General features: G+C 71.9%; 5 protein-coding genes and 1 pseudogene. 4 read left to right on the top strand and 2 right to left on the bottom strand.

Annotated features, from left to right (window positions below; all coding sequences use genetic code 11):
- Nucleotides 1–179: 179 nt before the first annotated feature.
- On the bottom strand, nt 180–620 hold the full coding sequence (locus tag DMC18_RS24070) for a DUF6334 family protein (RefSeq protein WP_110120096.1): 441 nt from the start codon (nt 618–620) through the stop codon (nt 180–182).
- 145 nt (nt 621–765) lie between these two features.
- On the opposite strand from DMC18_RS24070, the gene DMC18_RS24065 reads away from it, so the two are divergent.
- Nucleotides 766–1,350 (top strand): hypothetical protein, encoded by a 585-nt coding sequence (locus DMC18_RS24065; protein WP_146218195.1) that lies wholly within the window; start codon nt 766–768, stop codon nt 1,348–1,350.
- Here DMC18_RS24065 and DMC18_RS24060 read toward each other — a convergent pair whose 3' ends face one another.
- Nucleotides 1,351–2,091 carry a LytTR family DNA-binding domain-containing protein gene (locus DMC18_RS24060; protein ID WP_110120094.1) on the bottom strand — a complete coding sequence of 247 codons (741 nt, stop codon included), beginning with the start codon at nt 2,089–2,091 and terminating at the stop codon, nt 1,351–1,353.
- A gap of 142 nt (nt 2,092–2,233) precedes the next feature.
- Here DMC18_RS24060 and DMC18_RS24055 point away from each other — a divergent pair, with 142 nt between their 5' ends.
- The 3 genes and pseudogenes from DMC18_RS24055 to DMC18_RS24045 form a co-directional block, all read left to right on the top strand.
- Nucleotides 2,234–2,761, top strand: coding sequence for a DUF2306 domain-containing protein (locus DMC18_RS24055; RefSeq protein ID WP_110120093.1), 528 nt, complete (start codon nt 2,234–2,236; stop codon nt 2,759–2,761).
- A gap of 56 nt (nt 2,762–2,817) precedes the next feature.
- The gene (locus DMC18_RS24050) at nt 2,818–3,300 is read left to right on the top strand and encodes a DUF2141 domain-containing protein (protein WP_110120092.1); all 483 of its coding nucleotides are present in this window, start codon (nt 2,818–2,820) and stop codon (nt 3,298–3,300) included.
- 14 nt (nt 3,301–3,314) lie between these two features.
- Nucleotides 3,315–3,506, top strand: a pseudogene (locus tag DMC18_RS24045) (carotenoid oxygenase); the annotation flags it as partial.

The raw sequence follows: 3,506 nt of genomic DNA, 5'->3' as shown, positions 1-3,506 counted from the left end.
GCGCCCAGCCCGGTGCACGCCGCCCAGGCCCGCGCCCAGACCTTCGTCCGCCCGGGCCGCTCCGGCGGCGCGGCGACCGCCGCCGCGACCAAGGTCGACGAGTGGGAAGAGTTCTGAGCCGACAGGTTCAGTCACTGACGGAAAGGGCGGCTCGCGAGGGCCGCCCTTTTTGTTTGTCCTCAGCCGATCTTCAGGACCTCGATCCGCGAGGCGATCCCCAGGAGCATGCAACGCGGAGCGAGCGCCGCCGACACATCCCCGTCCGCCTCGAAGGCCAGGATGAAACCGTCCAGATAGCCGCGATAGTTGCGGACCTCCCAGGCCCAGCCCAGCGGCCGGTCCACGGCATAGGCCAGCGCCGGCAGCGGAACCCAGAGCGCGGGCTTTGGATCGAACGGCAGGCGCTCGACGAACAGCTGGTCGGTGTCGAAATCGACGGAGGCGACCACCGCCTCTCCATCGAGCACGAAGGCGATCTTTTCCCACTGGCCCGGCGCGCCGGCGTCCTCGCCCGGTTCAGCCGGCGTCTCGTAGGCCAGCACGGCCGAGATCCGCACGCCCTCGACCGCCTCCCAGTCGAACCGCAGCATGTCGTGAGGATTGGGCGGAAAGCGCGTCATGCCCCATGAGGTCGCACGCGTCGCCTGACGCCTCAAGGCCGGCGGCCTGGCGCCCGTGATCGTGTAGCGGCGACTCCCATTGCCGCCGACCCCGGCGCCCGATGGGGCTCTACTGTTCCAGCTGACGAATCGGACGGAGCGTCTCGTGATCCCAATCGTGTTCTGGCTGCTGGCCGCCGGCATGCTGGCCGCCGCGGCCTTCGCCGGCACCCTGCGCGTGTGGCTGCTGGCCCTGATCGCCGCGACACTGTGCTGGGACAACCTGATCATCGCCGCCGGATCCTCGATCGGGGCCGGCGACCTGCTGCGGGGCCTGTCGATCCCGCGCTACGTCGCCCACGCGGTGCTGACGCCGATGCTGATCCTGGTCGTGTTCGGCGTCGCTGGCCTCCGCCGCCGGCTGTGGGTGTGGGTGCTGACCGCCGCGCTGATCGCCGTCGGCGTCTGGACCGACCTGGTGCACATGAGCCTGGAGTTGCGCGAATACGCCGGCACCCTGCGCTACGCCTACGCCCACGCCACCCCGCCCATCCCCTCGATCGTGACGGTGGTGGTGCTGATCGGCGTCGGCGTGATCCTCTGGCGGCGCGAGAAGCTGCCGTGGCTGTGCCTCGGCGCCCTGGCGATGTTCGCCGCCGCCGGCAGCGGCGTCTTCTGGCTCGGCAACGCCGGCGAACTGGCGCTGATCTCGTCGATCGTCTTCACGGCGTTCAAGCTGAAGCAGCGCTAGCTAGAACCAGCCGGCCTCGCGCAGGGCCTTGGCGTAGGCGCGGCTGACCGGGACCTCGGCGCCCGAGGCCAGGGTCAGGGTGGCGCGGCCGTCGCCGCGCCTGGCCTCGACCACAGCCTCGCGCGCCACCCACCAGGAGCGGTGGGTCTGGGCGCCCTCGATGCCTTCCAGCTCGGCCACCGCGTCGGACAGGCGCATCAGGATCAGGTCCTCGCCCTTGGAGGTGTGCAGGCGCAGATAGTGATCCTCGGCCGCCACGGCGTAGAGGGTCGCGCCGCGCAGCTTGGCCGGCAGGCGCTCCAGGAAGCGCGGCGGCGGGGCTTCGGGCGCGGCGGCGTGGGTCTCGACCGGCTGGCGGGTGGTCAGGAAGTTCAGCGCCGTGATCGCCGCGGTGATGACCAGCACCGGCAGGAAGAAGCGCGGCAGGGTCGCCGCGTGCGGGACCTGGCCAAACAGCAGGCTCGACACCGCCCAGACATAGACCGTGCCCGGCAGGGCCACGCCCAGGGTGATGACCACGCCGCCGACGAACGGCCGCCGCTCGGTCAGGCCGCTGGTCTGGACCAGGGCGCTGACGCCCGCCCCCGCCGCCGCGCCCGACCAGCACAGCACCAGCCAGTAGGCGATGCGGATTCCCAGCGGCGCGTCGCCGGTGCCGAAGGCGCCGACCAGGGCCAGGAACACGCCGGCGATCCCCGCCACCAGGAAGCCGCGCCCGTGACGGGCGACGAGGACCGCCATTCGCGAAGCGTGAACGGCGCCCGGCGGCGATTGGCGAAGCGGGGCCGTCGGCTGGCGTAACGTCGATTGAGGCACGGCCCGGCGGGCTCCTAAAGCGGTCTTCGAAAGCGGCGACGCAAGCCCGCCGCCCACGGAGATCAAGATGTCCGAGACCGCCCTGTCAATGCATGACGCCGACGCCCGCCACATCCGCCGCCGCGGCGTGGCCGGGGTGCTCGTCGCAACGGCGCTCGCCGCCGCCCCCGTGCTGCTGGCGAGCCGGAGCGGGGCGCACCTGCCCGACCTGTCGCTGGTGCTGGCCGCCCCGACCAAGATCCAGATCCACCTGACCGCGGCCATCAGCGCCCTGGTGATCGGCACGGTGCTGATGATCGGGGTCAAGGGCTCGGCCCTGCACCGCACGCTGGGCTGGGCCTGGGTGATCGCCATGGCGACCACGGCGATCAGCTCGCTGTTCATCCACGAGATGAACCACGGCGCCATGAGCTGGATCCACCTGCTGTCGGGCTGGACGATCATCGCCCTGCCGATCGCCGTCTACGCCGCCCGTCGCCACAAGGTCAGCCTGCACCGCCGGTTCATGACCGGCCTGTTCGTCGGCGGGCTGATCGTCGCCGGAGGCTTCACCTTCCTGCCCGGCCGCCTGATGTGGCGCGTGTTCTTCGGCTGAGCGTTTGTCGCTCTGACCATCCCCTTTCATCACCCCTCCAAGCAAGGACCCTTCCGATGCGCCTTCTCCCGCTCCTGGCCTGCGCCGCCCTGCTGACCGCTCCCGCCGCCGGCCTGTGCCAGACCGCCGTTCCGGACGCCGGCCTCGCCACATCCGCCACCGCCGCCCCCGTACCTGGCGACGCCAGCCTGGCCGTGGCCTTCCCCGACCTGAAGTCGCACGAGGGCGTGCTGATGGTCGCCCTGTTCGACAGCCAGGCGGCCTGGGCCGGCGGCAAGCCCGTGCAGGTCACCTTCGTCCCCGCCGCGGCGTCCGAACCGGTCGCCAAGCTCCAGGGCCTGGCCGCCGGGACCTACGCCGTCCGGGTGTTCCAGGATCTCGACGGCGACCAGCGCCTGAGCATGAACCCCTTCGGCCTGCCGGTGGAACCCTACGGCTTCTCGGGCGGCGCCAAGGCCAACATGGGTCCGCCGGCCTTCGCCGCGGCCGCCTTCACCGTCACGCCGGGCGACAACGCCCAGGCCATCACCCTGCGTTGAGACAGAAAAGACCCATGGATCGCCGCGCCTTCCTCCGCGCCGCCGGCCTGACCGGCGCCGCCGCCCTGCTGACCCCCGAGACCGTGTTCGCCGCCGGGGCCGCCGACTGGACCCTGGGCTTCCGCGACGTCGAAGCCGACATCGCCCAGGCCGGCCTTACCCGCCTGCGCGGCAAGGCCCCGGCCGACCTGGCCGGCGCCCTGGTC

The sequence above is a fragment of the Caulobacter sp. D5 genome, from assembly GCF_003185805.1.
In the GTDB taxonomy this organism is placed as follows: Bacteria; Pseudomonadota; Alphaproteobacteria; order Caulobacterales; family Caulobacteraceae; genus Caulobacter.
Note: the sequence above shows the minus strand (reverse complement) of the source record. Positions and strands in the feature narration are given on the sequence as shown.

Excerpts from the sequence above, each read along its gene's own strand:
- DMC18_RS24070 (WP_110120096.1), bottom strand. The coding sequence starts at position 620 with ATGACGCGCTTTCCGCCCAATCCTCACGACATGCTGCGGTTCGACTGG.
- DMC18_RS24060 (WP_110120094.1), bottom strand. The coding sequence starts at position 2,091 with ATGGCGGTCCTCGTCGCCCGTCACGGGCGCGGCTTCCTGGTGGCGGGG.
- DMC18_RS24055 (WP_110120093.1), top strand. The coding sequence starts at position 2,234 with ATGTCCGAGACCGCCCTGTCAATGCATGACGCCGACGCCCGCCACATC.
- DMC18_RS24050 (WP_110120092.1), top strand. The coding sequence starts at position 2,818 with ATGCGCCTTCTCCCGCTCCTGGCCTGCGCCGCCCTGCTGACCGCTCCC.